The organism is Nitrincola alkalilacustris (genome assembly GCF_008973755.1).
Taxonomy (GTDB): Bacteria; Pseudomonadota; Gammaproteobacteria; order Pseudomonadales; family Balneatricaceae; genus Nitrincola; species Nitrincola alkalilacustris.
Map to the genome: position 1 here is coordinate 45,362 of NZ_WBOM01000002.1, position 24,493 is coordinate 69,854.

Genomic DNA, 24,493 nt, shown 5'->3' on the forward strand with positions numbered 1-24,493 from the left:
TATAGCAATTGCAATAACCCTAACACAGGTCCACACAGTTTTCGGCTTGGGATAGCGCACTATGAGCAAAATAAATTGGAAACAGTACGCATGTAATGGTTTATATGATGAGTTGATGGCAGCACCCGGAGTGCCACGCCCGGCGGCCAAAGCGCTATGTGAATATCTGGCCGAACTGGATGCGCATGAGTTGGCAGAGCATAAGTCAGCGGCCGAAATAGCGATACAGGTGATGGGGATCACCTTCACAGTCTACAGTGAGGGTTCAATGATAGATCGAGCCCTGCCTTTTGATATCGTGCCACGCATCATTCCGCTGGATGAGTGGCAACGCACGGAAGCGGGGCTGAAGCAGCGTGTTCAGGCCCTGAATATGTTCATCAACGATCTCTATCACGATCAGCGCATTATCCGTGATGGAGTCGTGCCCGCTGAGATTCTGGCGCAGTCGGCCAACTTCCGCCCCCAGTGTGTCGGCGTTTCGCCCAGACACAATATCTGGGCGCATATTTGCGGCAGCGATATCGTGCGCGATGTGGAAGGTACCCTTTTTGTACTTGAGGATAATCTCAGGGTGCCCTCGGGTGTGTCCTACATGCTGGAGAACCGTAACGTCACCAAGCGTGTGCTGCCGGACTTCTTTGCTACGGGCCGTATTCAGCCGGTTGACGACTACACCTCGCAGCTTTATGAGATGCTGGCGTCCATGTCGCCTCGCCCGGGCGATGATCCGCAGATTGTGATACTGACGCCGGGGATCTATAACTCGGCATACTTCGAGCATGCCTATCTGGCGCAGCAGATGGGGGTTCAACTGGTTGAGGGCAGTGATCTGCTGGTGGCTGATGATGAGTGTGTCTATATGCGCACAGTCGATGGCCTGCAGCGTGTGGATGTTATCTACCGGCGTGTGGATGATATGTTCCTCGATCCTGAAGTGTTCAACAAAGAGTCTCTGCTTGGGGTGCCGGGTCTGATGCGGGCCTGGCGCAAGGGCAATGTGGCACTGGTGAATGCCCCAGGTGCCGGCGTGGCGGATGATAAGGTGGTATACACCTTTGTACCGGCCATTATCCGCTATTATCTGGATCAGGAGCCTTTACTGGCGAATGTGCCGAGCTATCTGTGCATGTATGAGAAGGATCGTGAATATGTGCTTGATCACCTGCACGAACTGGTGGTCAAACCCGCCAATGAGTCCGGTGGTTACGGCATGCTTATCGGGCCTCACGCCAGCAAAAAGGAGCGCAAGGCCTTTGCGGAACTGATCAAGGCTGACCCGCGCAACTACATGGCACAGCCGACGCTGAATCTGTCCACATCGCCAACCCTCTGTGATCGCGAGATGGAGCCACGTCATGTGGATCTGCGGCCCTTTGTGCTGTCGGGAGAGGGTATCTATGTGACCACAGGCGGTATGACCCGTGTGGCGATGAACAAGGGATCACTGGTGGTCAACTCTTCGCAGGGTGGCGGCAGCAAGGATACCTGGATAGTGGATATGAAAGGGGAATAAGCCATGTTGTCACGTGTTGCTGAAAATATTTACTGGATGGCCCGTTACCTCGAAAGAGCCGAAGATACGGCACGTTTGATCAGTGTGAATACTCACCTGCTGCTGGATCTGCCGCGCAGTACCACACTGGGCTGGTCCTCGCTGGTGGACATCACCGGCAGTGGTGAACTGTTCAATGAGCACTATACGCGCAGTGATGAGGCCAGTGTGCTGAATTTTCTCTGCGCTGATCGACGTTATCACGGCTCCATCATCTCGTCGCTGGCTGGTGCCAGAGAAAATCTGCGTACGACGCGGGATGTGATGCCGCGTGAGATCTGGGAGGAGGTGAATCAGCTCTACCTGAATATCAATGTCATGGTCGAGTCTGGCGTCACTCCGCGGAATATCGAGCTTCTGCTGAAACGGGTAATTCGCAGTTGTGAGACGGTCACGGGGTTGATTGAAGGGACGCTCAGCTACACCCAGGTCAGAACCTTTCTGATGATGGGGCGCTTGCTGGAGCGGGCCGATATGACCACCCGTATCATCGATGTACGCTCGGCTAACCTGCTGCCGCGCTCACCGGAAGAGCTGACGCCTTTCGAAAACCTGCAATGGATGAGTGTTCTGAAATCCCTGACCGGATTCCAGATGTATCGCCAGCATGTACGCCTGCGCGTGCGTGGGCCGGATGTACTGCGCTTTCTGCTGCAGGACAGGCGATTCCCGCGCGCCATCGCCTGCAGTCTGGACCGTCTTGCAAAAGAGCTGGATACCTTGCCTCGACATGATCAGGCGATCGCTGAGCTGGAACGCTGTCGTGAGAGGATCTTAAATGCGCAGGTCTTCAAACTGGCGGCCGAACCGGATCTGTTGCACCATTTTGTAGATGAGATACAGTTGGATATCATCAATCTGCATGATGCTATCCGGCAGAGCTGGTTTGCCTTCCGCGAGGACCCTCAGGCGCAACCGGTGATGCGTCAGGAGCAAAGCTGAGGTCGATTAGCATTCAATAACCCGATGATCTGAGCTGTCGGATGGCTGCTCAGATCCTGTCCATTCTGTTACAATCCTTCGTCAACCATCTCCCATTTTCAGTCACTCTCAGTGTTCACTGACCTGATCGACCCCCAGGGAAGGTATTTCTTAGTTAATGTTTGAGATTCAGGATCATGCAAAAATCCGATACCCGTTTGATATACCGTGCTTTCATACGATTTTTTCTGCTTGTTGCTGCAGTGTTGTGGGTGCCAATGGCGGTCATTCTGGATGTTGTCGTGATCGGGCATGGCATGCCTGAGCATGGCATCACAGAGATTTCACAGGAAATTTTACTGCTGCTGAGCTTCGGCTTCTTCGCGCTGTTGGTATTCAAGCGGCCGCAGAGTCGTGGGTTTTCCACTCTTGTGGCGGGCTTCTTCCTCTGCATGCTGATCCGGGAACTGGATTTCATGTTTGACTCCATTCAGCATGGGTTCTGGAAATACATAGTGTCTGTCATCGTTCTGTTGAGCCTGTTGCTCGCGGCGATATTCAGGCACAGTGTCGTGTCGCCGATGGCAAAGGCCACGACCTCTGTTGCTTTCCACTATATTCTGATCGGGCTTGTGATCGTGCTGTTTTTCAGCCGGGTATTCGGCACGGGTACGCTCTGGGAAATGGTGCTTGATGATGTCAGCTACACGGCACTGATCAAGAACTCAGTTCAGGAAGGCACCGAACTGCTCGGTTATATCCTGATCGCCTGGGGTGCATTGCACTACTATCGTGAGCAGCGCACCATGAAGCAGATGGATCAATTGCCGGTCATGACGGACCGGGATGAGCATGCAGCGACAGCTGAATCTCAATGATGGATGTCTGATGTCTGAACTTCCTTTTTATCTGCAACTGCGTGACAGGCTGGTCATGCTGATTAAGACTGGCGAACTACCTGCCAGTTCACGTCTGCCGGCAGAGCGTGAGCTGGCGGAACGTTTCAGCACTACCCGGGTGACATTGCGTCAGGCACTGGCACAACTGGAGAGCGAAGGGCAGATCTATCGCAGTAACCGGCGTGGCTGGTTTGTATCGCCCGCCAGACTCAATTACGAACCAGTCAAGGATGTCAGTTTCACTCGCTATGTCACGGCGCAGGGACGTACTCCCATGACACAGGTGCTGGGGTTTGAGCATGCTGTGGCGTCTGTCTCAGTGGCCGCAGCATTGGAGTTGCTTCCAGGTGACCCGGTCTACTGCCTGCGTCGGCGGCGCTATGCGGATGAGCGTCTGGTGCTGGTTGAGCGTATCTGGCTGAATGCACAGTATCTGCCGGATCTTGAGAAGGAACGCTTCGATCTCTCTCTCTGGCAGCTGTTTGCGCATAAGTATGGCATTGAACTGACCGATAAAAGCATCTCCATTATCCCCACGGCCCTGACCGGCGAGTTTGCCGATGCGCTGGAGGTCAACAGTGGCTGTCCGGGGCTGCATATCACTCGTATCAGTCGTACAGCCGATGGCAGAACACTGGAGTATGATGAGGAGTACTGGCTGCATGATGTGCTGCGGATCGGCATCAGTACTCACTCAGATGATGATTCTGCTTGCTAGGACTGCCAGTGATCTGGGCCTGAGCCTTTCCAACCGGGTAAAATAAGAAACGTGGTGCTGTTCTGGCTCATCCTGATATCCCTTATACTCCAAGACTGACGTCTGGGTTTGTCAGTAATCTGTTTTGCAGCAGTTTACCTATCACGCTCATATACTCTGCCTTATGCGGAATATCCGGAGACAGCAGGCGACCCGCTATCATTGTAAAACCGGTGTTCAATGCCAAGTTCAGGTCATCGTTGGTTGACAGGGTTGATGTGAGTGTTTGCAGACCCAGCGCATGTGCTTTGATCTGCCAGAGTTTGGTACTGGCCATTAGGTGGGCCGTGGTGGAGTAGTGTGACGGCCGCAGGGTATCCAGTGCAGCCCAGTTGAATCCTGCTGAATGAATTGATAGCAGGCTTTCCTCATCCAGATCTTTCAGGGAGGCCAGCAATGTATAGCCTCTACTGGAAAAGCTGTTGATTGCCTGAATAGCGTGCTCACTGATGCTGCTCCTATCCACTTCATGTCTGAGAACTATATCCTGCGGGCTCAACCCGAGGGCGCTGAGAAGCTGCTCAAAGACCTGCCCGTGCTGGTTGGGTACTGCGCTTATATGGCGCAGATGGACATCCAAAATCAACAAACCGGGTTTTTCATGTTCAAGGCTAATATGGTGCAGGGCATGCAAGGATCTGAGAAAACGGTCGAGGAACACGATATCCGCCGCATCCCAGGTCTGCAAATAGAGCAAGGATGGCTTGATCTCCTCGCCGGCAGGGTTGCGGATCAGTAGTGCGGTATCGTAGGCGACAATGCGTGCAGTACGGACGTCGAAAACAGGAACCTGATGTGGATAAAGGTGTAGTTCACCGATAGCGGCACTGATCTTTCCGTCTTGAAAACGAAGTTCACTGACCTGATGAAGTTTTGATTCCGGGTGAATCTCTTCAAGTAGCCTGTTGAGGTGATTTACAACATATGTAAGTGGCATGACTGTGCTCCGAATGAATTAAATTTAGAAAACATACTGTTGGTTGCGACAACACATTCGAAGAATCATAAAGACCTCGTCAGTAATAATAATCAGGCACTGGCCAGGAATATCCGACTGTTGAGCGGTTTTAACCAGGCATCATCACCCTGTAACAGCCCCAGTTCACGAAAGCGATGCTTGGGCAACTCAACATGTATCAACTCGTCGGCTGAGTCGGTTCGTAGTTCAAGGCGGACGGTTGGCCCGACCACCAGAACCGTCTCGATAACAGCGTGAATAGCATTCTCAGCACTTTTCTCTGCCAGAACTTCAAAGTCATGTGGGCGGATATAGGTAAGTCCCGACTTCTGATCGACATCGGTGAGTTCAGGAGCAGGTATAGAGAGATTACCAATCCGTGCATGACCACTTTCAATATGGGTATGGAACCTGTTTACATTACCCAAGAATTGATACACGAAGGGGTTGGCAGGGTGGTCGTAGACCTCTTCAGGGGTGCCCTCCTGCTCTACCCGACCCTGATTCATTACCACGACGCGATCAGATACTTCGAGCGCTTCTTCCTGATCATGAGTCACAAATACGCTGGTGACGTGGATCTCATCGTGCAGACGGCGCAACCAGCGACGCAGTTCGGCTCGCACTTTGGCATCGAGTGCCCCGAATGGCTCATCCAGCAGCAGAACCTTGGGCTCCACTGCCAGTGCCCGGGCCAGCGCAATGCGCTGGCGCTGCCCGCCGGAAAGCTGGGAGGGGTAGCGGTGAGCCGTCCAGTCCAGTTGCACGAGTTCGAGCAGCCTCATCACCTTTTTGCGGATCTCGTCCTTGCTGGGGCGAAAGCGGCGTGGCTTTACTGTCAGACCATAGGCGACATTTTCATAGACTGTCATATGTTTGAACAGGGCATAGTGCTGGAAAACAAATCCGACACCGCGATCACTGACATGCTGATGGGTGGCATCTTCACCATAAAACTCGATCCGGCCCGAGTCAGGTTGCTCCAGGCCGGCGATGATCCGCAACAGCGTGGTTTTTCCTGAGCCCGAAGGGCCGAGCAGGGCGGTGAGTTCACCCTCAGGCAACTCAAGGGTCACATTGTCGACCGCAACAAAATCTTTGAAGCGCTTGTTGATCTGATGGATGCGAATGCTCATGAGTCTTGGTTCCTGTTATTCAGCATTATGGCGGCTTTCAAACCACTCGACGGTGCTCTTGATGGCGATCGTCACCAGTGCCAGCCCGGTCAGAATGGACGAGACAGCAAAGGCCGCGGTAAACATGTATTCGTTGTACAGCACTTCAATGTGCAGCGGCATGGTGTTGGTTTCGCCGCGAATGCGTCCGGACACTATGGCAACGGCACCAAACTCGCCCATCGCTCGTGCATTACAGAGAATCACACCGTAGATCAAACCCCATTTGATATTGGGCAGGGTGACATACCAGAAGGTCTTCCAACCGCTGGCGCCCAGTGTCAGTGATGCTTCCTCCTCCTGTTTGCCCTGCTGTTGCATCAGCGGTATCAGCTCTCGTGCCACGAATGGCAAGGTGCCGAAGGCAATCACGATAATGATGCCGGGAACAGCAAAAATGATGCGCATGTCATGAGCGCTCAACCAGTTGCCCAGCCAACCTTGAGAGCCAAATAGAATAACGAAGATCAGACCCACGACGACTGGCGATATGGCAAAGGGCATATCGATTATCGCGAGCAGTAAGGGTTTGCCTGGAAACTCAAATTTTGTGATTGCCCAGGCTACCGCTACCCCGAAAATGACGTTGATCGGAACGACGAATACCACAACCAGCAGTGTCAGACGAATTGAGGCTGCCGCATCCGGTTCAGTGATGGCGGCATACCAGACACCCAGTCCCTGCTCAAAGGCGCTATAGAGCACGACCGCCAGCGGTAGCACCAGAAACAGGCCGAGAAATACCAGCGCGATAGTGATCAGGCTGCGTCGGACCCAGTCAGGCTCATCAGTGGCACGCTTCCAGGTGTGCGACAGGTCTGGGGTGGAGAGCAGGGGGACTGATGTCGATGTGGAACTCATGATTCACCCTCAGTGTGAAAAGCGGCGGCTGGACCACCACTGCAGGAAGTTAATGATCAGCAACATAACGAAAGCGGCGAGCAGCATTACTGTCCCGATAGCAGCGGCACCGTTGTAGTCATACTGTTCAGCCTTGGCGACGATCAACAATGGTGTGATCTCGGTTTTATAGGGCAGGTTGCCAGATATGAACACGACGGATCCGTACTCACCCAGTGCGCGGGCAAAAGCCAAGGCGAAACCGGTAAGCAATGCAGGCAGTAGCGTGGGAAAAATCACTCTGCACAGGGTTGTCAGGCGTGATGCACCCAGCGCACTGGAGGCTTCCTCGAGCTCTGCCTCAAAATCCTCCAGCACGGGCTGGACGGTGCGTACGACAAAAGGCAGGCCTATATAAGTCAGTGCCAGAACGACACCCAGTTGTGTGTAGGCAATTCGAATGCCGAACAGATTCAGGTACTGCCCAACCCAGCCGGTGGATGCGTAGAGGGTAACCAGTGCTATGCCAGCAACGGCAGTGGGAAGTGCAAAGGGGAGATCGATCAGAGCATCCACAATCCGCTTAAAAGGAAACTGGTAGCGCACCAACACCCAGGCAACCAACAACCCAAACACCAGATTGATGCTGGCAGCGATCAGTGATGCGGTAAAGGAGAGCTTATAGGATGCGACCACTTGTGGATGACTGACCGCACGCCAGAACTCTTCCCAGCTCATCAGTGAGGTATAGAGCAACAGACCTCCTACCGGGATGAGAAACAGCAGTGTCAGATACAACAGGGAAAATCCCATGGTCAGGGTAAATCCCGGGATGACATTGCGCTGGCGGCTGGCAGCGTGGATCATGAGTTATGGCTCCTGAATGAGGTGGCACATCCTTGTGCCGATTGGCTTAGCGTCGCTTGTTGGCGATGTTTTCAAGGATACGGTCGAAGTGGCCGCCGTCATTAAAGTGCGCGTTTTGCGCCACTTCCCAGCCACCGAATACTTCATCGATCGTGAAAAAGTTCACCTCAGGGAAGCGATCGCTGAACTCTGCTGCAATCACCGGATTGGATGGGCGGTAGAAGTGCTTTCCGGCGAGACGTTGTGCGTCATTGGTATAGAGGGCTTCAAGATAGGCTTCCGCTACTTCGCGAGTCCCTTTACGATCTACATTGACATCCACAACCGTCACAGGTGGCTCTGCCAGTATGCTGGTTGATGGAACAACGATCTCATACTCACCACGACCCAGTTGTTCAACCGACAGGAAGGCTTCGTTTTCCCAGGCGATGAAAACATCCCCTATGCGGCGCTGAACAAAGGTATTAGTGGCACCACGTGCTGCGGGGTCCAGTACAGGTACATTCTCAAAAATCTTCTCTACAAACTCGAAAGCCTTTTCTTCCGAGCCGTATTTTTCCAGGGCAAAGCCCCAGGCAGCAAGATAGTTCCAACGGGCGCCGCCGGATGTTTTCGGATTGGGTGTGATCACTTCAACATCGTCACGTACCAGATCGTCCCAGTCGAGGATGTTTTTAGGATTGCCGGCACGGACCAGCAGAACGATTGTGGAGGTATAGGGTGAGCTGTTACCCGGCAGGCGCTCCTGCCAGTTTTCCGGAATGAGGTTGGCGCGTTGTCTCAAAGCATCGACATCGTAGGCCAGTGCAAGGGTCACCACATCGGCATCCAGACCGTCTATCACAGAGCGTGCCTGAGAGCCCGATCCGCCATGTGACTGACGAACGGTAACTGCCTGATTTTTTTCAGACTTCCAGTGATTTGCAAACCAGTCATTGTATTCCCGATAAAATTCACGGGTCGGATCATAGGATACGTTCAGCAGGCTTACTGACTCTGCCTGAACATTGGGCAGGCTGACAGACAGGCCGATGGCGGTTGCCAGCAGTAGTTTCTTGATTGGTTTAGCGAAAGAAGGCATCAGTAGTACTCCAGTCATTCAGTTCAGTGTGTGAGTCGTCTGAGTTTTATATTAAGTTGATCGTTATAGTTCAAAAAGAAATTAAAAACGAAATTGTTATCTTGATATGTGATAAGTGATTCAGACGATCGACTCACCTGCCAGCGCATCATCTATCTCTCTACGGGTCAGTGATTCGTTGCATAAATTAATAAAATCATATAGATAGCTGCGCATGAAGCCACTTCTTCGCACCGCCAGGAAGGTGGTGCTCTCCTGAAAAAGGTTCTTCCCGCTGATCAGGCTAAGTCCCTGGTCGCGGCGCTCATCAAATGCCATGGAGGCAATGATTCCGACACCGAGGCCCAGCTCCACATAGGTTTTGATTACGTCAGCATCGATTGCAGTCATGGTGATTTCAGGCTGCAGCTGCGCCTGCTGAAATGCAGTATCAATGTTCTGCCGCCCCGTATACCCCTCGTGATAGGTGATCAGAGGGTAGGCGGCAATCTCTTCCAGCGTAGGAGATGTAATGGCGGTTAATGGATGCTGCTCCGGTACGATCAGGCTGTGATTCCAGCTGTAATACGGAAAACAGATGAATGAGCCGTTGCTGGACATGAGGGCCTCCGTGGCGATGCCGATATCGACCTCGCCACCTCTTAACAGCGAAACTATCTCACTGGGGCTGCACTGATGCAGTTCCAGGCGGACTTTCGGAAAGCGCTGCTGAAACGTCAGAAGCACTTTTGGCAAGGCGTAGCGTGCCTGGGTGTGTGTAGTGGCGATACGCAGGGTGCCGTTGTCGCTCTGGATGAACTCCTGTGCCGTCTGCTTGAGAGTATCCATCTCGGCCAGAATGCGCTCGACCGACCTGAGCACGGCTTGTCCCGGCTCAGTCAAGCCCAGCAGGCGCTTGCCATGCCGTTCGAAAAGCACAACGCCCAGCTCATCTTCCAGATCTCTCAAGTGTTTGCTGACACCGGATTGTGAGGTGTAAAGTGCTGCCGCCACGGCCGTGAGGTTGAACTGTCGGCGTGCTGTCTCTCTCACAATTTTCAGCTGTTGAATATTCATATTGCATCTCGATTTTTAATTCCTTAAAAGAATATAAATCCTTATCTTATATAACCATAAATAATAAATTTCGATATCCATATCGTTCGAATGACTTAAGAGCCTAGAAATCATTCTCCTGGTTTGGGTGTTCATCAAGGATTCAACAAACCGTCATCTCACTGACATATTTCACTAGTATCTTCTGGTCTATACCAACTGATCGACCCTCTTAGACCTGGGAGTACAAGATGAAAGCCTCAAACCTGTTTGCCGGAATGATGACAGCTACGACGCTGATCGCGAGTGCCATGATGGTATCCACTGCTGTTTCCGCTACCGAACTTACCGTCTACACGGCGGTTGAGTCCGATGACCTGCAGAAATATGCGGCGCGCTTTAATCAGGCGCATCCTGATATTCAGATCCGCTGGGTGCGTGACTCCACCGGTGTCATGACGGCACGTCTGATGGCCGAGAAGGAAAATCCACGTGCTGATGTGATCTGGGGCCTTGCGGCGACCAGCCTGCTTCTACTTGATAATGAAGGTATGCTGCACCCTTATGCACCCAAAGGTGTTGAAAAGCTCGATCCTAAATTTGTCGATAACAATGAAACACCTGCCTGGGTAGGTATGGATGCCTGGGTGGCCGCGATCTGCTACAACACCATCGAAGGTGAGCGTCAGGGCGTGCCGATGCCGACCAGTTGGGAAGATCTGACCCGCCCTGAGTATGAAGGTCATGTGATCATGCCTAACCCCAGCTCGTCCGGTACCGGTTATCTGGATGTGGCCAGCTGGATGCAGCTCTGGGGCGAGGATAAAGCCTGGGATTTCATGGACAAGCTGCACAACAACGTGAGTCGCTATACCCATTCTGGTTCTGCACCCTGCAATCTGGCGGGTTCAGGTGAAGCGGTGGTCGGCGTCTCCTTTGCTTTTCGCGCTGCGCGTCTGAAGTCTCAGGGTGCTCCTATTGAGGTGGTATTCCCGAGCGAAGGGCTGGGTTGGGATATGGAAGCGGCAGCGATAGTCAAGGGTACACAGAACCTTGAAGCGGCCAAGACTCTGATGGACTGGGCGGTGAGCCAGGATGCCAATGAGCTTTATAACGAAGGTTACGCGGTAGTAGCGATGCCGGGTGTCGCCAAGCCTATCGAAAACTATCCTGCCGATATCGTCGAGCGCATGATCGACAACGACTTCAGCTGGGCTGCAGTCAACCGCGACCGCATCCTGCAGGAATGGACACGTCGCTATGATGGCAAAACGGAAGTGCGTTGATCCCATCGCACTGATTCCACTGCGGTAGGCTTCTCGCCTGCCGCTTTCCGTTTTGATGATTGATCAGCCACCAGCTCAGGGAGGGCGGTGGCGTTATCAGCCTTGCAGGTTACACCCATGAATCTATCTAATCGTACCCTGTCTGAGGAGCGCGCAATGGCACATGCCGATGCTTTTCAGTCTGCCCCCGAGTGTCTGCGCATTGAGGGCCTTTCCAAATCTTTCGGTCATTTCACTGCGCTGGAATCGATCGATCTGTCGATCCGCGAAGGTGAGTTTGTCTGCTTTCTGGGTCCATCCGGTTGCGGTAAAACTACTTTGCTGCGTGCCATTGCCGGTCTGGAGCTGCAAAGCCGCGGACGTATTATCCAGCAGGGGCGTGACATCTCCTGGTTACCGCCGCAGGATCGGGATTTCGGTATCGTATTTCAGTCCTACGCGCTCTTTCCTAATCTGAGCGTGGCAGAGAATATTGCCTATGGTTTGCGTAATCAGCGTCGTCAGCGACAGCAGATTCAGCTGCGCGTGAATGAGTTGCTGGCGCTGATTGATCTGCAGGGTTCGGGTAGCAAGTATCCGGCGCAACTCTCCGGTGGTCAGCAGCAGCGTGTGGCATTGGCCCGTGCATTGGCGACCGAGCCGGGCCTGTTGCTGCTGGATGAACCTCTGTCAGCATTGGATGCTCGTGTGCGTCTGCATCTTCGTCAGCAGATCAAGGCGTTGCAGCAGCGTCTGGGTGTGACCACCATCATGGTGACGCATGATCAGGAGGAGGCGCTGACCATGGCCGATCGCGTGGTGGTAATGAATCATGGCAGTATCGAGCAGATAGGCACGCCGCAGGAGATCTATCGCGAGCCGGTCAGCCCTTTTGTTGCTTCATTTGTTGGCAGTATGAATCTGCTGAAGGTTACGGTTGAAAGTCGCCAATCGGTGCATCTGGGCAAGCAGTTGCTGAGCTGTCAGCCTCACGACCTGACAGGCAGATCGGTGGCACTGTTGGCAATCCGTCCTGAAGAGATCCGGTTGCTGACACCGGTAAATGCGATGAACGAGGCGGATCTGATTACGGCAGAAGTCAGATATATCGAGTATCTCGGTGCCTGTCTGCGCCTGCACTGTCAATTGGAAGGTGCGCAGCAACCTGTACTGGTGGATATCGGCCAGACAGCGCTGGATTCGGTTCAGGCTTCTCGCGGCTCACGAGTCTATTTGCAGTTTCCAGAGAGCATGAATCGTATCTACGCACATGAGGGGCATTGAGATGCAGGCTGCGACACGCTATCTGTACGCTCCCGGCAGACTGCAATGGTTGAGAGGAGAGAGCGCCATCCGACTGCTGGCGCTGTTGGCCGCACTGCTGTTGATGCTGATCGGCCTGGCGTTGCCACTGATCACGATGCTGATGAAAAGTCTGCAGAACAGCAGTGGTGAGTTTATCGGACTGGCCAATTACAGGCACTATTTCGACACCCCGGCGCTGGCTGGATCGATTCTCAACTCATTGAAAATCGCACTTATCAGTACGCTGATTGTGGTGGGGCTGGCATTTGTCAGCGCCTATGGTCTGACCCGCACCTGCATGCCTGGCAAGAAGCTATTTCGCATGATCACACTGCTGCCAATTCTGGCTCCTTCGCTGCTCCCTGCGATCAGTCTGGTGTATATGTTCGGCAATCAGGGCTATCTGAAAGGTCTTCTGCAGGACAGCAGTATCTATGGTCCGATCGGGATCGTGTTGGGGATGTGTTTCTGGGTCTTTCCGCACGCTCTGATGATTCTGGTTACGGCGTTGTCGACCAGCGATGCGCGCATGTATGAAGCAGCACGGGCGATGAAAACGCCACAGTGGCGCACCTTTCTTACCATCACTCTGCCAGGTATCCGTTATGGCCTGATCTCCTGCGCATTTGTGGTGTTTACGCTGACGATCACTGACTTCGGAGTGCCCAAGGTGATCGGCGGGCAGTACAACCTGCTTGCGACCGACATATATAAGCAGGTAGTAGGGCAGCAGAATTTTCAGATGGGTGCAGTGGTCAGTGTGATTCTGCTGCTGCCAGCGCTCTTTACCTTTATTGCTGATCGCTGGGTGCAGCGCCGTCAGACGGCACAGCTCTCATCTCGTGCAGTTCCCTACCAGCCATCCCCCAGCCCATTGCGAGACTGGATGCTGGCACTCTTCTGCTATGCCATTGCCGGTATGATTCTGCTGGTGATCGGTACGGCAATCTATGCCTCTTTCATCCATTTCTGGCCCTATAACCTCAGCTTTACTCTGCGTCACTATCAGTTTGACGGACTTGGCGGCAGCGGTTGGGAGTCCTGGTTCAACTCGTTGAAAATGGCCTTCAGCGTGGCGGTGATCGGCACCCTGGTGATCTTCACTAATGCCTGGCTGGTTGAGAAAAGTCGGGATTTCGGCTGGTTGCGTCAACTGGTGCACCTGTTTGCCATTCTGCCGATGGCGGTACCCGGCATGGTGCTGGGTCTGGCCTATATCTTTTTCTTCAATCACCCGGATAATCCGCTGAACGTCATCTACGGCACGCTGACCATTCTGGTACTGAATACACTGATACATTTCTATACCGTCTGTCATCTGACCTCCATGACGGCACTGAAACAGCTGGATCCCGAGTTTGAATCTGTTGGATCATCACTCAAGGTGCCGTTCTGGACTACCTATACCCGCGTGACCCTGCCTGTGTCCTTGCCGGCAGTGCTGGATATATCGGTCTATCTGTTCGTCAATGCGATGACGACAGTATCTGCGGTGATCTTCCTGTATGGCCCGGACACGCGTCTAGCGTCAGTTTCGGTACTGCATCTGGATGAGGCGGGCTATTTTGCCAGTGCGGCGGCGATGGCAGTGCTTATTCTGCTGACCTCATTAGTGGTGAAGCTGTTGCATGCTGGCTTGAGTTGGTTGCTGTTGCGAAAGGCACAGTCCTGGCGACAGCGTTGACGTTAAAGGGCAGGCATCCCTGGGGTGTCTGCCCTGATCAGGCTAAAAAAATTTAATTCAATAATCTGGTATATACCAAATGAAACAAGTACCCTATTTATTGACTCCCGGCCCCCTGACCACCAGTGAAAGCGTCAAGGCGGCGATGCAACAGGACTGGGGCTCCTGGGATGAGGATTTTAATCGGCTGACAACCGGCATCTGCGAGCGGCTGCTGCAGGTGGCGGGTGTGGCTGAGGGTGAGGGCGAGCCCTATGCCTGTGTACCGATTCAGGGCAGCGGAACATTTGCCGTCGAGGCTGTACTGGATACGTTGCTGACGTCCGACAGTAAAACACTGGTGCTGATCAATGGGGCCTATGGACAGCGTCTGGCTCGGATACTGGCACGTCGTGGTCTGGCTCATGTTGTTATCGACAAGGGAGACTATGCGCCACCTCTGCCCGATGAAGTGGAAGCAGCGCTGATAGCTGATTCTGGCATCACACATGTGGCATTGATCCATTGTGAAACCAGCTCCGGTATCCTCAATCCCCTGGAAGCGATTGCAGCTGTTGTGAGTAGCCTGGGGCGGTTGCTGATAGTGGATTCGATGAGTGCTTTCGGTGCTCTGCCGGTGAATCTGCGCGAATTGAACCTTGCGGCGCTGATCTCCTCTGCCAATAAATGCTTTGAAGGCGTGCCGGGGTTTGGCTTCGCCCTGATCCGTCAGGATCTGCTGGAGCAAGCGGCCGGGAATGCACTGTCGCTGTCGCTGGATCTGCATGATCAATGGCAGTACATGCAAAGGGCTGGGCAGTGGCGCTTCACCCCTCCGACGCATGTGGTCGCAGCCTTTGTGCAGGCGCTCCAGGAGCATGAGCAGGAGGGAGGTGTAGCAGGGCGGTTGGCGCGGTATAGCCGTAATCGGGATAGGTTGGTGGCTGGCATGCAGGCGATGGGGTTCTCAACGTTGCTGGAGCCACAATGGCTGTCACCGATTATTGTGACCTTTCTGTCGCCGCAACAGCCCGCATTTGAATTCATGCGTTTTTATGATGAGGTGAAGCAGCGGGGATTTCTGCTATATCCCGGTAAGCTGACAGAGGTGGACAGCTTCCGCATCGGCTGTATCGGACAGTTGTTTGATGAGCAGATTGATGCAGTGCTGCTCGCGATTGGTGAGGCCTGCGAGGTGATGGGGGTAAAGATGAACGGTGTGGTGACGAAACCGAGTGAGGCCAATCATGTATAAGTTTCAGCGCCGATATACTGGCCCGATTCAGGCTGTCATCATGGATATGGCCGGCACCTGTATGGATTTCGGATCAATGGCACCGATCCGTGCTTTTCAGGCGCTCTTTGCTGATGCGGGAGTGCCGGTGACAGAGGCAGAAGCCCGTCGCCCGATGGGGATGGAAAAGCGGGACCATATTCTGGCGCTGTTGGCCGAACCCCGCGTGCATCAGGCCTGGCTGGCGCAATATGGCGAGGTTGCCAGCGTGGCGCAGGTGGATCAGCTGTATCGTGATTTCGTTGTTCATCAACAGCGCGCGATTGCCGAAACATCTGATCTGATACCGGGTGTCACGACGCTGCTTGATTTCTGTGCCGAGCAGCAGATAGGTGTTGGCCTCAACACCGGCTACAGTCGCGAGATGATTGAAGAGCTGCTGCCATTACTGGCTGAGCAGGGCCTGACGCCGCGATCACTGGTCAGCGCCAGTGATGTTCCTATCGGTCGGCCGAGCCCCTGGATGTGTCTGCAGAATGCGCAGGACCTGGGTGTCAATTGTGTTCAAGCCTGTATCAAGGTGGATGATACCGCCGTCGGCATCGAAGAGGGTTTGAACGCAGGTATGTGGACGGTTGCTGTGGCGGTGTCCGGGAATCAGACGGGGCTTACGCTGGCACAGTGGCAGGAGCTTACCTCTGACGAGCAGACAAGGTTATCGGCCAAGGCGCGACAGGCGTTGGCGTGCAGTGGTGCCCACTACGTGATCGACACAGTGGCGCAGTTGCCAGAAGTGATTCTGGAGATCAACCGTCGTCTGGCGATGGAAGAACATCCTTGAGCACCCTGGCCCTGACGTTAGTGCTGATATCCGCCGCAATGCATGCGGGCTGGAATCTGCTGGGCAAGCGTCAGGCGCCATCACTGGCGTTCTTTACACTGGCAATGCTGGCGGGAGGACTGCTGTTGTCGCCGCTGCTGTTGCTGGATCTGAGGTTTATGCAACTGCCAGCCAGTTTCTGGTGGATCTGGCTGGCATCGGGTCTTTGTCAGGCGGTCTATATGGCAGGGCTGGCCTGGGCTTATGCCCGCGGCGAGATCAGTGTGCTCTATCCTCTGGCGCGCGCATTACCGGTGCTTTTGGTGCCTGCTTTCAGTCTGATACTGCTCGACAGACTCAATATCAGTACCCAGGGCTGGTTTGGCATGGCGTTGATCCTGCTGGCCAGCCTGCTGCTGCCGTTGATGCATCTGCGTGATTTTCGGCCGTCGGTCTATCTGACCCCGGCACTGGGATTCATTTTGCTGGCGGCGCTTGGAACAGTGGGCTATTCACTGCTGGATAAGGCGGCGATCGATCTGATGACCGGCAGTGGCCAGTCAGCTGTGCTGGCCGGCACCCATTATATGATTCTGCAGGCTGGGGCAGCATTGATCTGGATGCTGCCGATGGTCTGGCTGATTCCACAGGAGCGTCTTGTACTGCGACAGCTACTATCCAGTAGCCCCATCCCATTTATTATTGCCGGCATCATGGTGCTCTGTACCTATGGTCTGGTACTGGTGGCGATGGCTTTCACTACTGAGGTGAGTTATCTGGTGGCACTGAGGCAAGCGTCCATTCCAATCGGGGCTCTACTGGGAATCTTCTGGCTCAAGGAAACAACCTCTCTACTGAAGTGGGGAGCACTGACAATAATGTTACTGGGGCTGCTGCTGGTTGCCCTGAACTGAAGAGACTCTACACCATGACCTGTAACGCCAATCTGGCTATTTTCGATCTTGATCATACCCTGCTTGCAGCAGACAGCTCCGAAAGCTGGGCTGCCGAGATGCAGCGTCTGGGCTGGATCAAGGATAACGACTTCTGGACACGTCATCGTCAGATGATGGATACCTATAACCATGCTGATCTGGATATGGAAGCTTATCTGGCATTGAATCTGTCCCCCTTGATCGGGCGCCAGATCAGTCAGGTTGAGCTGGCAGCTCGTGCATTTGTACGTGATGAGTTGCTGAAGCTGATCTATCCTGAGGCTAAAGAGCTGGTTGAATCGCATCGCGCGGCGGGTGATCATCTGCTGATGATCTCGGCGAGTGAGTCATTTCTGGTCTCGCCGATTGCTCAGGCGTTGCACTTCGATGGAGTGATCGGTATCGATGTCGAGCTGGATCAAGGCTGTCTGACCGGCAGACCACAGCTGCCGCTGAGTTATCAGGCTGGCAAGATCACCCATCTGCAGGCCTACCTGTCCCGGCAGGCAATGAAGCCGGGCAAAACCTGGTTTTACAGTGATTCGCACAATGACTTACCGCTGTTGCTTAAAGTGGATGAACCACGTCCTACCAACCCTAATCCGCGCCTGTTGCAGGAGTCAATGAGTCGGGGATGGTCCTGTCTACAACTGCAGCCACTGATAAAAGACACAGCCCTTGATCTGGATAGGCATATCACACAAGTGTTATGAGCTAGTATGCGAATGGCTGCGCTGAGGTTGTTGGCAGGTAAGGCGTGATCTGCTTGCTGGAAATCAACAAACTATTTAAGCGGGGATAAGCTACTATGTTATGTCAACCAAGTTTCGATAATGCACACGGGGGTTTTATGTCTGTATGCGCTGATGAGTTCCATATCGTGACTGAGCTGCGAAACAAAGCAGAACAACAGTTGCAGGCAGGCACCACACGGACTGATCCGCAGTGGCCACTGGGAGTTGATGCCCTGCAGATGTTATACCGCATGTCCAGTGATCCCGGCAGAGCGGAAGATGCGTTAAAACTGCTCCATGAATTGCAGGTTCACCAGGTTGAGCTGGACCTGCAGAACGAAGAAATGGCGATGAATGAGCGCGATTTGGCCGAGGATTTATCCCTTTATCGAGAACTTTATGATTCCGCCCCGATAAGCTATTTTGTTGTTGATCTCATGGGTAAAGTCATACAGGGAAATGATGCCGCAGCCGAGCTTCTTAGTCTTGAGCGTGACGAGTTAACAGGGCAGGACCTTAATACCTTCTTGCTTGCACAAAGTCGGCCCTTGTTGCTCGATTTGTTAAAACGCGTGGCGCATAGCGGTAACAAAGATTCCTGTATCGCAGAGCTGGTTAAGGATAAAAACGGATCGCGTGATCTGCGGTTTATGGCATCAACCTGTTCAAGACGTGAACATCTGCTGTTAGCTTGCTGTGAGTGCTGAGATCACGCGTATTGTAGGTCTTGGTGCATCCGCCGGTGGTTTAGCGCCGCTGGAGGCGTTTCTTGCCGGAATCCCGCCTAAAAGTAATATGGCCTATGTGGTGGTGCAGCACCTGGATCCCAACCATAAGGCGTTGTTGGCTGAATTGCTGCAGCGTGTCACCCCCTTGCCAGTGTGTGAAGCAACCCAGGGCATGTCCATCAAGCCCAACTGCGTGTATGTGATCCCACCGAATACCGAGCTGAGTGTGGTTGACGGTTCGCTGCACCTCGCCAAGCCGGTAGAGCCCAGAGGGTTACGTTTACCCATCAATGTGCTGTTTTCATCCCTGGCCAGTGCTCAGGGGGAGCATGCCATCGGAGTTGTGTTATCTGGCATGGGCTCTGATGGCACCCTGGGCCTGCAAGCTATCAAGAGTGTTGGTGGCTTAACTGCTGTGCAGCAGCCCGATACAGCGCAGTACGATGCCATGCCGCAAAGTGCCATCGCAGCAGACTGTGTTGATATCCTTGCCCCTCCCGGCGATTTGCCCGTCCGTATCCTGTCCTGTCTTGCCCAGAAACCGGATCAAGGCACCCCGGAAGTACATTCGGTGGAGCCAGAGGTGACGTCAACACCCTTGCAGCGAATTCTGCGCCTGTTACAAGAGCGAACCCGCCATGATTTTTCGCTCTACAAACCCAGCACACTGCACCGTCGCATGGAGCGGCGCATGGTGATCCACGAAATTGCCACTTTGGCTCTGTATGCGGATTTTCTGGGGAACAACCCCCAGGAGATCGACCTGCTGTTCAAAGAGGTACTGATTGGGGTGACCCGTTTTTTCCGTGATACAGCGGTTTGGCAGCATCTGGCGGAAACCACTCTGGCAGAACTGCTGGCACGAGAGCCCCGAGTGCCCAATCTGCGTGCCTGGGTGGTTGGTTGCTCAACCGGTGAAGAGGCCTACTCCTTGGCCATCATTTTCACCGAGGTGCTAGAAAATCTGCCGAAGCCTCATGGTTTTACGCTGCAGATTTTTGCCTCTGACCTGAGCCCGGATGCCATCGCCACTGCCCGACGCGGTTATTACCCTGCGGAAATCAGCAGCAGCGTTTCGGCGGAGCGTCTGGCACGTTTTTTCAGCCCCCGTAACGAGGGCTACCAGATTAATAGCGATATCCGCGACCTGGTGTTATTCGCCCAGCAGGATGTGGTGCTTGATCCACCCTTTACCCGCCTTGATCTAATCTCCTGTCGCAACCTGCTGATCTATTTTGATCCCAGCCTGCAGCGCAAACTCATTCCGCTGTTTCATTACAGCCTGCGAGACGGGGGAGTACTGCTGCTGGGAAGTTCAGAAACGGTCGGGCGTTATACTCAGTTGTTTGCCCCCATTGAATCAAAACTGCGGCTTTATCGACGCCAGAACAAGGTTCAGAGCGACGACATCCGGTTGCCGGTCAAATCCTTTCCACCCCTGCCACGGATATCCAAGGAGCTTCCTGTGCCCCCAAGTTATTCCCCCCCTACAACAAAGGATAACCTGCAAACGGCAGCCGATCAGGTACTACTGCAGGTTTATGCACCCGCCGCCGTGGTTGTTAACGACGAGGGAGATATTGTTTATATCAGCGGGCGCACAGGAAAGTACCTGGAACCTGCTGCTGGCAAAGCCAATTGGAATTTTCACGCCATGGTTCGGGAAGGCCTGCGAACTCCCATCGGCAGCGCCCTGCGTCAGATCGGAGATCAAAGTGAACCCTTACAACTGCAAACCCTGCAGGTGCAATTACCTGGTGGTGGCACACAGAGTGTTGATGTCACTGTACAAGCGCTGCGAGAACCCACCGCCCTGCGTGGCATGAAGATGATTGTCTTTCGCGACATCGCGCCGCCTCAGTCCGCCCCAATAAGCAAAAACCAATCAAAAACAGCCGCGCAGCAGACCCACACTGTAGAACTACAACAGTGTCAGGATGAAATTCAGGCGTTACAAGAGGAAAACCGCACCTCCAGGGAGGAATTGCAGTCAGCCAACGAAGAGCTGCAATCGACCAATGAGGAATTGCAGTCAACCAATGAAGAGTTGACCACTTCCAAGGAAGAGATGCAGTCGATGAACGAGGAGCTGCAAACCATCAATTCAGAAATGCAGACCAAGCTGGATGATCTCGCCCTTGCTCAAAGTGATATGAGAAATCTGCTTAACAGCATCGAAATTGCCATTCTGTTTCTTGACCAGAATTTGAATCTCCGGCGCTTCACCGACCGGGCCTCAAAAATCATCAGCATTCGAGAAGGTGATATTGGTCGACCGCTGAGTGACCTCACCACCACCCTGCAGTATCCTGAACTCAACGACGATGCCCGTAACACACTGAACACCCTGGTGTTTTCAGAGAAACAGATCACCACCACTGACAACCGCTGGTTTACCGTGCGAATCATGCCTTACTGCCGGTTGGATAACGTTATTGACGGCGTGGTGATTACCCTGCTGGATATCACCGCAACCAAAACCTTAGAGCATTCCCTGCGTGATGATTTGCAGCAAGAGTGAAGGTCATGCATATTCTGCTGCCACAGGTGATATCTCGCCGTTGAATGTCAGGCGACAAAACACTTCGTCCGCACCTGTCTGTACTGCAGCCACTGATAAAAGACACAACCCTTGATCTGGATAGGCATATCACACAAGTGATATGAGCTATACTAGACTCTTGTCTATACAGAGTGACTTGCACAATAGTGTTCAAGAGTGTCGTAAGACCTGTTGTTATTACCGATAAGGGAGAAGGACCGCAATGGCTAAAGAGCAGTATGAGACATTGAAAGAGATGGGCATCGAGGATGTCTCTGAGATCGAGAAATTTTCCTCTCGCATTGAAGGCGATATGGATATCCTGAAAATCTACTTTCACCGTGATCCGGGCGACTGGTTTGCGAAGAGCAAGAAGTTCAAGTTCAAGCGCCTGTACAAGAAAATCCGTGTTAATGAAGGGCTGGTCACTTACCGTGAAACCACTGAGTCCTCACCGCATTTTCTGCGTGCAATGGCCGAACTGGAACAGCTGATTGTTCAGGAAAGCACGACACGCGGCCGCAAGGAACTGCTGCTGGAAGAGATTGATCATCTGGAAAAAGTCGTTCAGCGCAAGATTACTGACCTGCGTCGTCAGATCGAAGAGCTTTGAACCAAGGCTCAGTTGATAAGTCTTTGCCAATCAAGCGTCTGGGGCGGATAAACCGCCCCAGAGCATATCAGGCTTTAACCTGAGTCTTGCCCAGTAACTGACTGATGGCAAAGAAGGGGACGAGCAGGTAGCCGATTGTGGTCCAGACCGGCAGTGGAATACCCAGCACATCTGCTGCCGTGGCGCAGTCTGCAGAGCCCTGCAGCATCTGCATGATCGCCTGACCGAGTGGCATGAAGGCCAGCAGTGTCTCAACATCCATACCGCAACTGGCTGCTTCCGGATTCATCTTGATGTAGATGTGGCGCATCGCGATGCCGATACCCGCCAGCGCTACGGCACTGAACAGTGCTACCAATGGCCAGCGCGCTGCTCGTACGTTCGATAACAGCATCCCCAGCACGGCTACTCCTGCCAGCGCCACGAAAACTCCACGCTGCAACCAGCATAAAGGGCAGGGCTCCATACCCATCACATATTCCAGGAAAAACGCGATGGCGAGAATGCCCAGTGATGCCAGCATGGCGATCAGCAGGCCATGGCGATTCAGAAAGGGCCAGATGCCCCCTGTCGAATGTGAACTCAAGCTAGACTCCGGACAGTTTCAGTTATAAAAGATGTGGATCTGACTGATATCAGGTTATGAAGTTCCAGCCGGATCTGTGGCTGCAGGAAAATTTGCAGTGGCATTAGGGGATTATCGGTGGTGAGCGCAGAACAGGCAAGTGGCGGCCGCAGATCCTGCAGCCGCGATATGTTATTTCAGATCTGACATGTAGCGCTGGCGTTTCTTACTCTTTACCTTGTCCACCTCTACCAGCACCAGACCATCGATACAGTAACCGAAATCGGCATCCACACTGAAATCCAGAAACCTGACGCCACCCGGCTCACATAGCTCAGTGTATTGTTTGTAAAGGGTTGGCACCGTCACACCATACAGATCCAGCCGCTCCTTCAGCGCGATGAAGTCGGTTTTAGCACACTCGTAGCCGAAGAGAATGTCAGCTTCAGCGATCCCGGCAGCGGTTGGTTGATAGGGGGCATTCGGCAGCACTCGTGCTGCAGTGTCGCCATATGTATTGTCTCCATAATAGTGACGATAATAGATCACCAGCAGATCGCGTGCCTGCTGCGGCAGCTTGCTGGAGATAGACACGGGGCCGAGCATGTAGCGTATATCCGGTCGCGAGCGCAAATAGGCACCGATGCCATACCACAGATAGTCCAGGCTGCGTTTGCCCCAGTAACGTGGCTGAACAAAGCTGCGCCCCAGTTCAACCGACTGCCGCAGTACCTCCTGCATGGCTGGCTGATACTGAAACAGGCTGCTGGTGTAGAAATGCTCCATTCCGTTTTGCATCAGCCTCTTTCCCTCGCCGATGCGGTAGGCGCCAACCAGCTCCATCGCTTCCTCATCCCAGAGCAGCAGGTGCTGATAATCACGATCATAGGCATCCAGATCGATACGCTGCCCTGTGCCCTCTCCCACGCGGCGGAAGGTCAACTCCCGCAGTCTGCCCAATTCGCGCATAACGGCTGAGTCTGGACGATAATCAAACAGGTAGATCTGCATGCCATCCTGAGTTTTTCCAAGGCACTCGGCAGATTTAAGCTCGCGTCTGAGCAGCAGTTTCTCTTCCGGGTGAGCGATCGGCTTTTCAGTGACAAACAGTGGTTTCTTTTTCTTGGGCAGACGATAGACATGTTTGCGCAGCAGTTTGACCTTGGTTTTCAGTGGCAGGTCGCTACCATCAAAACGCTCCAGCGGGATCACCTCACCAACGCGCACCGGCAGGTCTTCGGCATACTTCTTGAACATCTCATTGACCAGCATCAGGCCGCCCAGTGGGCGGTAGATCAGGGATAATGAATAGAAGAGTGCCGAGTTTTTGCTGCTCAGGTGTATCGGCAGTATCGGCGCATTGGTCTTGCGGGCAAAGTGGACGAAGCCGCTCTGCCAGGGACCATCCTTAATGCCGGTCGGGCCAGCGCGAGACACTTCGCCGGCGGGGAAAATAATCACCGCTTCATCGCGCATCAGGCAGCGTGTCACTTCGCGAACAGTCCTGCGATAGCCGCTTTGGGTCAGATTGTCGACCGGAATCAGCAGCGGGCGCAGGGGCTCAAACTGCCACAGCAGATCATTGGCAATGATCCTGACATCGCGCCGTACTTCGCCAATCAGCTTCAGCAGTACCAGACCGTCCAGTGTGCCCAGCGGATGATTGGCCACTATCACCACACGCCCCTCGCTGGGAATATTCTCTTTTTCGCGTGCCGACACCAGATAGCTGATACGGAAGTTCTCCAGTACCTTGTCTGTGAACTCGAAAGCGCCCAGACTCTGATGCGTGGTCAGAAACGCATTCACCTCAGACTCATGGAATAACTGACGCAGCAACTGAACGAAGGGTTGGCGAATAAGTGCAGGTTTGGTTTGCAGTGAAGGATATTTTTCGTCCACCAGCTGTTCGATATTGAGCATGATTCACCCCTCTAATCAGACTGGATTCAGCCTAAGGGGCGTCTGTGAAAGCGGCATGACAGGCAGATGTCTGTTTGA

22 protein-coding genes are annotated in these 24,493 nt (G+C 53.5%); 14 read left to right on the top strand and 8 right to left on the bottom strand.

Annotated features, from left to right (window positions below; all coding sequences use genetic code 11):
• Positions 1-61 precede the first annotated feature (61 nt).
• The 4 genes from F7R27_RS03025 (at position 62) to F7R27_RS03040 (ending at position 4,093) form a co-directional block, all read left to right on the top strand.
• Entirely contained in the window at positions 62-1,516 is a 1,455-nt protein-coding gene (locus tag F7R27_RS03025; protein WP_151702766.1) for a circularly permuted type 2 ATP-grasp protein, read from the top strand.
• A 3-nt stretch (positions 1,517-1,519) separates the two neighbouring features.
• On the top strand, positions 1,520-2,497 hold the full coding sequence (locus F7R27_RS03030) for an alpha-E domain-containing protein (RefSeq protein ID WP_151702767.1): 978 nt from the start codon (positions 1,520-1,522) through the stop codon (positions 2,495-2,497).
• Between the two features lie 176 nt (positions 2,498-2,673).
• Positions 2,674-3,354, top strand: a complete 681-nt coding sequence (locus F7R27_RS03035; protein WP_151702768.1) for a hypothetical protein — start codon at positions 2,674-2,676, stop codon at positions 3,352-3,354.
• A 10-nt stretch (positions 3,355-3,364) separates the two neighbouring features.
• The gene (locus tag F7R27_RS03040) at positions 3,365-4,093 is read left to right on the top strand and encodes a UTRA domain-containing protein (RefSeq protein WP_151702769.1); all 729 of its coding nucleotides are present in this window, start codon (positions 3,365-3,367) and stop codon (positions 4,091-4,093) included.
• Between the two features lie 82 nt (positions 4,094-4,175).
• Here F7R27_RS03040 and F7R27_RS03050 read toward each other — a convergent pair whose 3' ends face one another.
• The 6 genes from F7R27_RS03050 to F7R27_RS03075 form a co-directional block, all read right to left on the bottom strand.
• A complete protein-coding gene (locus F7R27_RS03050) occupies positions 4,176-5,069 on the bottom strand; it encodes an EAL domain-containing protein (RefSeq protein ID WP_151702770.1) in 894 nt (297 codons plus the stop codon).
• 92 nt (positions 5,070-5,161) lie between these two features.
• Entirely contained in the window at positions 5,162-6,226 is a 1,065-nt protein-coding gene (locus tag F7R27_RS03055; RefSeq protein WP_151702771.1) for a sulfate/molybdate ABC transporter ATP-binding protein, read from the bottom strand.
• Between the two features lie 15 nt (positions 6,227-6,241).
• A complete protein-coding gene (gene cysW / locus F7R27_RS03060; RefSeq protein WP_151702772.1) occupies positions 6,242-7,126 on the bottom strand; it encodes a sulfate ABC transporter permease subunit CysW in 885 nt (294 codons plus the stop codon).
• Positions 7,127-7,135: 9 nt separating this feature from the next.
• Entirely contained in the window at positions 7,136-7,972 is an 837-nt protein-coding gene (cysT, locus tag F7R27_RS03065; RefSeq protein ID WP_151702773.1) for a sulfate ABC transporter permease subunit CysT, read from the bottom strand.
• A gap of 46 nt (positions 7,973-8,018) precedes the next feature.
• Entirely contained in the window at positions 8,019-9,053 is a 1,035-nt protein-coding gene (locus F7R27_RS03070) for a sulfate ABC transporter substrate-binding protein (protein ID WP_151702774.1), read from the bottom strand.
• Positions 9,054-9,173: 120 nt separating this feature from the next.
• The gene (locus F7R27_RS03075) at positions 9,174-10,109 is read right to left on the bottom strand and encodes a CysB family HTH-type transcriptional regulator (RefSeq protein WP_151702775.1); all 936 of its coding nucleotides are present in this window, start codon (positions 10,107-10,109) and stop codon (positions 9,174-9,176) included.
• 230 nt (positions 10,110-10,339) lie between these two features.
• Between F7R27_RS03075 and F7R27_RS03080 the strand changes: the two genes are divergently transcribed.
• From F7R27_RS03080 to F7R27_RS03125, 10 genes are all read left to right on the top strand, one after another.
• Positions 10,340-11,374: a putative 2-aminoethylphosphonate ABC transporter substrate-binding protein gene (locus F7R27_RS03080; protein WP_240776197.1), complete on the top strand. Its 1,035-nt coding sequence runs from the start codon at positions 10,340-10,342 to the stop codon at positions 11,372-11,374.
• Positions 11,375-11,491: 117 nt separating this feature from the next.
• The gene (locus F7R27_RS03085) at positions 11,492-12,637 is read left to right on the top strand and encodes a putative 2-aminoethylphosphonate ABC transporter ATP-binding protein (protein ID WP_476739162.1); all 1,146 of its coding nucleotides are present in this window, start codon (positions 11,492-11,494) and stop codon (positions 12,635-12,637) included.
• A 1-nt stretch (position 12,638) separates the two neighbouring features.
• Positions 12,639-14,342, top strand: coding sequence for a putative 2-aminoethylphosphonate ABC transporter permease subunit (locus F7R27_RS03090; protein ID WP_151702776.1), 1,704 nt, complete (start codon positions 12,639-12,641; stop codon positions 14,340-14,342).
• 79 nt (positions 14,343-14,421) lie between these two features.
• Complete coding sequence (locus F7R27_RS03095; protein WP_151702777.1) at positions 14,422-15,576, top strand: 2-aminoethylphosphonate--pyruvate transaminase; 1,155 nt, start codon at positions 14,422-14,424, stop codon at positions 15,574-15,576.
• Positions 15,569-16,396: a phosphonoacetaldehyde hydrolase gene (gene phnX, locus F7R27_RS03100; RefSeq protein WP_206060358.1), complete on the top strand. Its 828-nt coding sequence runs from the start codon at positions 15,569-15,571 to the stop codon at positions 16,394-16,396. Before F7R27_RS03095 ends, phnX begins: the two co-directional genes overlap by 8 nt.
• Entirely contained in the window at positions 16,393-17,289 is an 897-nt protein-coding gene (locus F7R27_RS03105; RefSeq protein ID WP_206060359.1) for an EamA family transporter, read from the top strand. The genes phnX and F7R27_RS03105 overlap by 4 nt, the downstream gene beginning before the upstream one ends.
• A 14-nt stretch (positions 17,290-17,303) precedes the next feature.
• Complete coding sequence (locus F7R27_RS03110; RefSeq protein ID WP_151702778.1) at positions 17,304-18,023, top strand: HAD family hydrolase; 720 nt, start codon at positions 17,304-17,306, stop codon at positions 18,021-18,023.
• A 167-nt stretch (positions 18,024-18,190) separates the two neighbouring features.
• On the top strand, positions 18,191-18,751 hold the full coding sequence (locus F7R27_RS03115; protein ID WP_168927413.1) for a PAS domain-containing protein: 561 nt from the start codon (positions 18,191-18,193) through the stop codon (positions 18,749-18,751).
• A complete protein-coding gene (locus F7R27_RS03120; RefSeq protein ID WP_206060360.1) occupies positions 18,741-21,293 on the top strand; it encodes a chemotaxis protein CheB in 2,553 nt (850 codons plus the stop codon). Before F7R27_RS03115 ends, F7R27_RS03120 begins: the two co-directional genes overlap by 11 nt.
• Before the next feature lie 244 nt (positions 21,294-21,537).
• Entirely contained in the window at positions 21,538-21,927 is a 390-nt protein-coding gene (locus F7R27_RS03125) for a DUF3461 family protein (RefSeq protein WP_151702780.1), read from the top strand.
• A 67-nt stretch (positions 21,928-21,994) separates the two neighbouring features.
• Here the strand turns inward: F7R27_RS03125 and F7R27_RS03130 are convergent, their stop codons facing one another.
• Together F7R27_RS03130 and olsF are read right to left on the bottom strand one after the other, a co-directional pair.
• Complete coding sequence (locus F7R27_RS03130; protein WP_151702781.1) at positions 21,995-22,513, bottom strand: disulfide bond formation protein B; 519 nt, start codon at positions 22,511-22,513, stop codon at positions 21,995-21,997.
• A 171-nt stretch (positions 22,514-22,684) separates the two neighbouring features.
• On the bottom strand, positions 22,685-24,415 hold the full coding sequence (gene olsF, locus F7R27_RS03135; protein ID WP_151702782.1) for a bifunctional ornithine lipid synthase OlsF: 1,731 nt from the start codon (positions 24,413-24,415) through the stop codon (positions 22,685-22,687).
• Positions 24,416-24,493: the final 78 nt, after the last annotated feature.